We start from the raw sequence: 747 nt of genomic DNA on the forward strand, positions 1-747 counted from the left end.
GCGGATTCCAGATGCTGTACCGGTTTTCTGATATCTGTGACCGCCTGGAAGCGTGCGGGGTGAACGTCATCTTCGTCTATCAGAAGCAATCGGCTCGCCACGTCCAGGACGCGACCTCGCTGTCCGGCGCGCGATACAGGCAGAGGCCATGTCTGTTTCTGGACGATGACGGTCAGTTCTTTGTCGGTCCACCGCATCCGAAATCGCTGCGCGTCGTGTATCTGGATCGGGACATGCGCAGGCTCGATAGGGCCGAAATTGCACTACGGGATGAAACGTGGGACGCGCTGCTGCGTGTTTTCTTTGCTCAGGTCATTGCAAGCGTGTTGCACTGAGCGCGACCGCGTGGGGACATGGGGCGCCGGGTCACTGTTTACGTACAAAGGGGAGCGGGGTTGGTCGAGTCATTGATTCAGATTGGTGGCCGATGGGGTTTAAACGGGCGTGAGTCAGCGAGGCTTGCCGTCAGCGCCGCCCGGTTTGCGAGCGACATCGTCTGTATCGCGAACGGCCGGTCCGTCAATGCCAAGGATGTCATGTCGGTTATGTCGCTTCGGGCGAAGCCGGGTACGCAGGTGCGCATTCTTGCGACCGGTCCCGACGAGACTGCAGCGCTCGAAGCGCTTGCGGCCATTCTTCATGTGCAGGAATCTTTCTGACGGACCGATGCAGGAGTCTGGCTCATGCCTGTCGATCGGCCCTGCATGCGAACTACTCAATCACGCACATGAAAAGAAAGAGGAAGGT

2 protein-coding genes are annotated in these 747 nt (G+C 58.9%); both read left to right on the forward strand.

The annotated features are described in order from the left end of the window. Positions 1-335, forward strand: a 335-nt coding sequence (locus tag F6X42_RS42970; protein WP_187639776.1) for a hypothetical protein, incomplete at its 5' end; no start/stop codon positions are given. A gap of 60 nt (positions 336-395) precedes the next feature. Beyond that, positions 396-659, forward strand: coding sequence for an HPr family phosphocarrier protein (locus F6X42_RS42975; RefSeq protein ID WP_187639777.1), 264 nt, complete (start codon positions 396-398; stop codon positions 657-659). Positions 660-747 lie beyond the last annotated feature (88 nt).

Source organism: Paraburkholderia podalyriae, from assembly GCF_014397785.1.
Classification (GTDB): Bacteria; Pseudomonadota; Gammaproteobacteria; order Burkholderiales; family Burkholderiaceae; genus Paraburkholderia; species Paraburkholderia podalyriae.